We start from the raw sequence: 6681 nt of genomic DNA on the forward strand, positions 1-6681 counted from the left end.
GTCACTCGTCAGGGTCGGCGCGGTCCAGCGCGGGCCGCAGACCGGGCTCCGACTCGGTCAGCAGATAGTCCGCCACCGCCGTGTCCGTGACCAGGCTGGTCACCAGGCCCGAGCGCAGCACCGCGCCGATCGCCGCCGCCTTGCGCAGCCCGCCCGCGATCGCCACGACCTCGGGGATCCGGCGCAGCCGGTCCGCCTCGACGGTGATGCAGCGCTCGCCGAGGTCCCGCCCGACCCTGCGGCCGTCCTTGTCGAAGAGGTGCGCGGACATCTCGGCCGCGACGCCGAGCGAGGCGTAGTGGGCCCGCTCCTCGTCGGTCAGCATGTCGTGGACGGTGGAGATCCCCGGCTCCCAGGAGCCGATGGACACCGCCGCGACGGTCACCTTGTCGAAGTACTCGAAGGCCCGCGCGATCCCGGTCTGGTTGCGCAGCGCGGCCGCGGTGGCCGGATCGGGCAGCAGCATCGGGGCGTAGATGGGGTGCGCGTCACCGCCCGAGACCTGCGCGGCGCGGCGCACGGCCTCCACCGAGCCGCGCTCGGCGGTGCCGGCGTCGTACACGCCGGTCAGCTGCACGACGGTGCACTGCGGGAGCCGGTGCAGCGAGGCGGCCATGTGGATGGTGGACCGCCCCCAGGCCAGGCCCAGCACGTCGCCCTCGCTGACGAGCTCGCCGAGCAGGTCGGCCGCGACCGCGCCGAGGTTCTCCGGGTCCGGGGCGTCCTCGCTCGTGTCGGCGGGGGACTCGACGACGACCGCGTGCCGCAGCCCGTACCGGGCGCGGAGCGCGTCGGAGCGCTCCGCGTCCAGCTCGGCCGGCACCCGGATCTCGATCCGCACGAGGTCGCGCTCGAGGGCGGTCTCCAGGACCCGGGCCACCTTGAAGCGGCTCACGCCGAACTCCTCGGCGATCTGGATCTTGGACTTGCCCTCCAGGTAGAAGCGGCGGGCCATGGCCGCCGCCTGCACCAGCTCCGCGGGTCCCATCCGCAGGGCTGACCGTCCCGCCGACATTGCCGACACCGCGCTCTCCTCACTGCTACTGCTGTTCACACTCTCGACTCGTCGTTCATCCTGTCAGATCCGACGGCCGTTGATCAGCCTGGACAGCTGCCGTTCACCGACCTGTCCTCCAACCCTCGTCTGGCGTGGTTGCCTCGGTGCGCTCAGTGGTCGCAGACCCAGGGCGCCGCAGCGATCGCCACGTCCGCCTGCTCGCGCAGCGTACGGACGGCAGCGGCCGGGTCGACCGCCCCGTACACGGCGCTGCCGGCGACGAACACGTCCGCGCCGGCCTCGGCGCATCGCTCGATCGTGGTGGCGGAGACCCCGCCGTCGACCTGGAGCCACAGGTCCAGGCCGTGCTTGGCGATCAGCTCCCGGGTCCGGCGGATCTTGGGGAGCATGATGTCGAGAAAGGGCTGGCCGCCGAAGCCCGGCTCGACCGTCATGATCAGCACCATGTCGAGCTCGGGGAGGATGTCCTCGTACTGCTCGATCGGCGTCGCCGGCTTGAGCGCCATGGCCGCGCGGGCACCCTTGGCCCGGATCTCCCGCGCGAGCCGCACCGGCGCGGCGGCGGCCTCGGCGTGGAAGGTGACGGACCCTGCACCGGCCTCGATGTACTGCGGGGCCCAGCGGTCCGGGTCCGCGATCATCAGGTGCAGATCCAGCGGCGTGTCGGTGGCCCTGCTCAGGGACTCCACGACGGGCATACCGAGGGTGAGGTTGGGGACGAAATGGTTGTCCATGACGTCGACATGCAGCCAGTCGGCGCCCTCGACGGCCTTCGCCTCCTCGGCGAGGCGGGCGAAGTCGGCGGACAGGATGCTGGGAGAAATCTGAGCGGCCATGCCCCAAGCCTGCCATGCCTGCGCGCACTTCTGGCCACGACCCCGTATCTGGCCCCAGAAGTAGCGCTCCTAAACGATCTCCGAAGAACAATTAAGCTCCCCTTCGAGATCGTCTCCGGCGACGGCTGCGCCGCGGATCGCGGCGACGGGCGGCCACGGGGTGGCCACCGACCACGCCGCCGGTCGGCGCCACCGACGACCGCGGCGTCAGCCTCTGCATGGACCCTGGCGGGGGGGGCGGAGGGGGGAGGGAGGGGGGAGGGAAGGCGGAGCGGAGGGAGAGAGGCGGAGCGGAGGGGCGAGTGGGTGGAGGGCCGCCCACCCGGCACCAAGACCGCAGCCGGAAGAGCGGCGGCCAGCACCCGAGGACGCGCCTTAGGGGCTGACCAGGAGCCGATGGCCGGGGTCACGGTGGGGCGGGGTCGGTGGGTGTCCGGGGGCGTCCCGGCCGCCCATTGTCCTTTCGGTTCGCGCCGGCTCGTCAAGGGCGCTCCTGCGTCGCGTCGCTGCGCGATCGCCTTCGGCCACCCTTGACAAGCCGACACGAACCGAAATGCCAAAGAGCTGCCGGGAAGCCCCCGAAGGATGGCCAGGGGGAACAATCCACACACGGCCCTCGCCAGAGAGAGCAGCCCGGGTCGGGAGGTGCAGAATCCTTTCCCCCAGCACCACCACCCCTCCCCAGCCCCGGGCATACGGGCAGCCGAGCCCCAAAACCCCCTTCCATGGCCCGCTCCGAAGCCAAGGGGCCCCAACCTGCACGAAACGACGAAGAAATGACCGCCAGAAGCGGGGAGACGCCCCAGATCGCTACGCGCTCCTCTTCTCTCAGCGTCCAACGGCCGTCTGGGGCTGATAGCGCACCAGATCGCTACACGGTCGCGCACGTCTCGGCGGCTGACGGCCGTCCGTGGCCGATAGCGCACCAGATCACTACCTGCTGCCGCATTGCTCGGCGGCCGACCGCCGTCTGGGGCTGGCAGACGCGCCAGATCGCTACGTACTGCCGGTCTATCGGCGACTGACGACCGTCCGTGGCTGGTAGGCGCGCCAGCGGGTGTTTTGTCCGCATTTTGATGCCGGGTGGGAGGCGGAGGGGCGTCAGACGGAGTCTGGCGTCACGAAAGTCGTCATCCGACTACCTGAGGGCCCTTCTTCGACTCGCGGGCGATGTTGAGACGTCGTCAGACGTAGTGAGGGGGAAGCCTGTGACCGTCGGCGACCCTTGGCCAGCTCCAGACGACCGTCGGACGCCGAGAGACCGGCAGCGCGTAGCGAACTGACGCGCCCACAAGCCCAGACGGCCGTCGGACGCTGAGACGTGAGGGACGACGTAGCGATCTGGTGCGCTATCAGCCACGGACGGCCGTCGGACGCCGAGAAAAGAGGAGCGCGTAGCGATCTGGGGCGTCTCCCCGCTCCTGGCAGCCAATTCGTCGAAGTCTCATGCAGGTTGGCGCCCCTCGGGTCCGGAGAGGGTCCTCTTTCGGGCCTTGGGGGCTCGGCTACCCGTATGCCCGGGGCTGGGGAGGGGTGGCGGTCCGGGGAGGACGGATTCTGCACATCGGGACCCGGACTGCCCTCTCTGACGGGAGTGGAGGCTGGACTTGACCCCCTGGCCATCCTTCGGGGGCTTCCCGGCAGCTCTTTGGCATTTCGGTTCGCGTCGGCTTGTCAAGGGTGGCCGCAGGCCATCGCGTAGCGACGCGACCGCAGGGAGCGCCCTTGACGAGCCGGCGCGGACCGAAAGGACAATGGGCGGCCGGGAAGCCCCCGGACACTCCCCGACCCCGCCCCACCGTGACCCCGCCCCTACGAGGCACCGCCCAGCAGATCCGCCCCCGCCCCCGGATCGCTGCCCGTCGCGGCTGCCGCCTTGCCGACCGCCGCGGTCCGCCCGTGCTGCTGCCGTAACCCCGCCCCCGCCCCGCCGCCGTGCGCCCGACCGACCCCGCCCCGCCCGCGGCCCCCTACCGCTCCGCCGCCAGGGCCAGTTTCGGGAACAGGTCCTCGAACGGGGCCGCGGAATCGATTCCGCCGCGGCCGTACGGGGCGTCGAAGCTCCACACCATGAACAGCAGGAAGACGATCAGCGCGCTGAAGAGTCCGGCCAGCAGCAGCTCACGGCCCGAGCGGCGGATCTGCAGGGTGAAGATCAGGCCGACGGTGACCACGCCGCCGGTCAGCAGTCCGAACCAGACCACGCTCGGCAGCGTGGACTCGTCGCTCTGCACCCGCGAGTGGCGGGCGTCGTCGGCGGCCGCGATCTGGTCCAGCAGCGGCTGGTACGCCTGGGCCTGGAGTTCCGTGGCGGGGCTCTGGTGGGTGACGTCGGTGCGGAGCTTGGCCAGCAGGTCCGCACCCTCGGGCGAGGCGGTGTCACCCGCGGTCAGCCGCGGCCAGTCCACGGCGACAGTGTGGGTGACGTACGCGTCGACCTCGCTGCGGATCCGGTCGCGAACGGCGGCCGGGTAGACGTCGGCGCGCTGGGTGACCTCGTACAGGGCCTGGGCCTCGCGCCGCACGCTGTCCTCGGCGGCGCCGCGCGCCTCCCAGACGCCCGCGATGGCCAGGCCGAGCACGATGGCGTAGACCACGCCGACCATCATCGTCATGTACTCGATGACGTCGGGGGTTTCGCTGGTGTCCTCGTCGGGTGCGACCCGGCGGTGCCGGAGCGCAGTGAAGGCGAAGACGAGGGCGCAGACGAGCGCCATGGCGATGGCCAGGATCAGCCATTCGGACACGAGGGTTCTCCCGTTGGTGGAGGGGGCCGGTCGGTGGGACCGGCCTCAGGTGCGGTTCTTGGAGCGCGGTCGCAGGACGGCCGCGGCGAGCACGGCCGGGGTGGTGACGACGGCCATGAGCATCACGGTGGGCAGGCCGTCAGGCCCCCGTCGTCCCAGGGCTTTCGAGCGGTACGGGCGCACGTGGAAGGCCGTCGCACGCACCGGCTCCCCCGCTTCGGCCGGAGGCGGGGCGAGGGTGTCGGCGGGTGGCGGCCCGGCAGGTGGCCCGGGATCCGGCGCGGGTGCCGGGGGCTCCGGCTCCGCGGCCCCGGCCTTCGCCGCAGGCACCAGCCCCGGCGCCGATGCCGGTACCGGATCCGGCATTGGAGCCGGCGCCGGCGCCAACGCCGGAACCGGCCGGGGCCCCGCCACCGGCCCCGCCACCGGCCCCGCCACGGGCGCAGCCGCCCGGGCCGGTGGTTTCGCCGGGGCGGGGATCGGCCGCGCGGGGTGGGGCGCCTGCCCGGGGTGGTGCACGGTCGGCCGCTGGGCTCCGGGCTCGGTGGCCCGTGCCGGGGGCCGCACCGTCGGGGGCGCGGCCTGCGGCGGCGCTGGGGTCGGGCGGGGGCTGCCGGACGGCACGCACACATCGGGCCGGGCGGCGGCGTGGCCGCCGCCGTCGTCGGCGACGGCCACCTGGCCTTGTAGCGGGTACAGCGCCGCCACCAGGCCCGCTCCGGCGAGGTACTGCCAAGCGGTCACCTCGTCCTCCCGTTCCGCAGCAGGTGTGAGCTTTCGGATGAAGAAACGATCACGGCACCGCTTCGATACGCGGCAGACGCGTCAAGATCCCCGACGGAGCAGCGGCTTCCGGCCACCGGCGTCCATGGGAGTCCGGCAGCATCACCCGAACGGGAGGCGCTCAGCTGATGGGGAGCAGCGGGCCGGTGACCATGAGCCCGAGTTCGTGCCCGGCGAAGGCGAAGAACGCGAAGAGGACGAGGGCGGCGCCGCCCAGAGCGGTGTCCTTGAAGAAGTTCACCTGCTCCATCTGCCGGGCCTGCGGTTCCTTCTCGGCCCAGAAGCCGTGCATCAGCAGGGCGGCCGAGAAGCAGAACGCGCCGAGTGCGAGGGCGCCGATGTCGGCCCACAGGCCGACGCCGACGCTGATCGCGCCGACCAGCATCACGAAGCCGCTGCCGAGAGTGGCGGCGGTGGCCATCGGCACGCCGCGGGAAGCCGCGTACCCGGCCATGGTCTTGGTCGGGTGGCCCACCGCGGAGACCGCGAAGAGCAGGGCGAACAGGATGCGCCCGATGAGCACGAGGACGTCCATGGTGGCCTCCGGGGGAGCTGTCGGACAGCCGTCACGCGGTCGCGCGGGACGCCCGGCGCCTGCCCGATTTCGCCCGCTCCCCCGTCCGCGTCGGGGCGAAATTCATGCACAGAAAGTTTCATCACCCATCTATGCTCGGCTGGTCCTTCCGAAATGAATGAAGAAAGGGGATTTCCATGACCTTTTCCGTATCCGCTTTACGCCGCCGTTTCGGCACCCTCGCCATGACGGCGGCTGCGGCCGTCGCGCTGGGCGGCGCGACCGTCGTCACGGCGGTCGGACCCGCCGTCGCCTCGTCCGGTGGCGGCTGTACCGGCCCGTCGACGCGGCAGGCGTGTGTCGCCGTGGTGGCGGGAGACGAGGGCCGGCCGACGATCCGGTTCGACGCGCGGGCCGACCTGGCCGCTGACGCGGGCCCTGCCTGCCGGCTGCGGCTCGTCTCGTTCGACGACACCACCGGATGGCGCTGGGATGGCGCGCTCGTGCCGTGCGGAAAATCCCAGCAGCTGAAATTCGTCCTGTCGAACCCCACGGCCGGACACGTGTACCGGGCCGAATTGCAGTTCCTGCCCAACGGGAAGAACCACGAGTTCGCCGAATTCGTGAAGGGCCCGTCCCTGGCCTACTGAGACGGCCTACTGAGACCGCCTATTGAGACCGCCTGCTGAGACCGCCGAGCCGTCGGCTCGGCCTCGTGACGCTGACACGCATGAGGGGCGGGGGGCGGGGGGGTGGGGGGGGGGGCGCCCGAACGGGGGGTAT

At 71.9% G+C, this 6681-nt stretch carries 6 protein-coding genes; 1 reads left to right on the forward strand and 5 read right to left on the reverse strand.

The features are described 5' to 3' along the window. Nucleotide 1: 1 nt before the first annotated feature. The 5 genes from AB0F11_RS26925 to AB0F11_RS26945 form a co-directional block, all read right to left on the reverse strand. Nucleotides 2-1015, reverse strand: coding sequence for a sugar-binding domain-containing protein (locus AB0F11_RS26925; RefSeq protein WP_361912582.1), 1014 nt, complete (start codon nt 1013-1015; stop codon nt 2-4). Between the two features lie 152 nt (nt 1016-1167). Beyond that, the gene (gene rpe / locus AB0F11_RS26930; protein WP_362178729.1) at nt 1168-1854 is read right to left on the reverse strand and encodes a ribulose-phosphate 3-epimerase; all 687 of its coding nucleotides are present in this window, start codon (nt 1852-1854) and stop codon (nt 1168-1170) included. 1970 nt (nt 1855-3824) lie between these two features. Then, nucleotides 3825-4601 (reverse strand): hypothetical protein, encoded by a 777-nt coding sequence (locus tag AB0F11_RS26935; protein ID WP_362178732.1) that lies wholly within the window; start codon nt 4599-4601, stop codon nt 3825-3827. A gap of 45 nt (nt 4602-4646) precedes the next feature. Continuing rightward, nucleotides 4647-5345 (reverse strand): hypothetical protein, encoded by a 699-nt coding sequence (locus AB0F11_RS26940; protein WP_362178734.1) that lies wholly within the window; start codon nt 5343-5345, stop codon nt 4647-4649. 160 nt (nt 5346-5505) lie between these two features. Further along, on the reverse strand, nt 5506-5919 hold the full coding sequence (locus AB0F11_RS26945) for a DoxX family protein (protein WP_362178737.1): 414 nt from the start codon (nt 5917-5919) through the stop codon (nt 5506-5508). A 176-nt stretch (nt 5920-6095) separates the two neighbouring features. Here AB0F11_RS26945 and AB0F11_RS26950 point away from each other — a divergent pair, with 176 nt between their 5' ends. After that, complete coding sequence (locus tag AB0F11_RS26950) at nt 6096-6548, forward strand: hypothetical protein (RefSeq protein WP_362178739.1); 453 nt, start codon at nt 6096-6098, stop codon at nt 6546-6548. The last annotated feature ends 133 nt before the right edge of the window (nt 6549-6681 follow it).

The organism is Streptomyces sp. NPDC032472, assembly GCF_040636955.1.
Taxonomy (GTDB): Bacteria; Actinomycetota; Actinomycetes; order Streptomycetales; family Streptomycetaceae; genus Streptomyces.